The organism is Paraburkholderia sp. SIMBA_054 (assembly GCF_046534875.1).
GTDB classification, from domain to species: domain Bacteria; phylum Pseudomonadota; class Gammaproteobacteria; order Burkholderiales; family Burkholderiaceae; genus Paraburkholderia; species Paraburkholderia hospita.
Map to the genome: position 1 here is coordinate 1 of NZ_JAWRXV010000351.1, position 366 is coordinate 366.

Annotated in this window: 1 pseudogene; it reads right to left on the reverse strand. The window is 56.8% G+C overall.

The window, feature by feature from the left end:
* A pseudogene (locus tag SB822_RS55435) lies at nucleotides 1-366 on the reverse strand (mannitol dehydrogenase family protein); the annotation flags it as partial.

Below are 366 nucleotides of genomic sequence, written 5' to 3' on the forward strand. Positions count from 1 at the left end.
GGCTGCCCTTGAGCCATTGTTCCGCGATGAATGTGTGGCCAAGGTTGAGCAAGTAGAGTTTCAAATGCTCATAGCGCGCAAGATCGTCGGTGACGACGATATCTTCGTGTTCGCAGGGAAGCGTAAGGCCATCGGCCTTCTCGATTGCCCAGAGCGCATAGGGCTCGGCGATGGCGCCGATTGGCTCGATGGGTTCGGAAACGATGCGGTCGACAAGGCTGTTGGCAAAAATGCATCGGGTTTCGAGCCATTGCACGAAACCGTCCGGCAGTTTCCAGTTATGGGCAAGATCGATGAGGATCGAGCGCAACCTGTCGCCATTGCGCGAGATCAGCTCGCAGGGAAACAGCGACAATGGCGCATCGG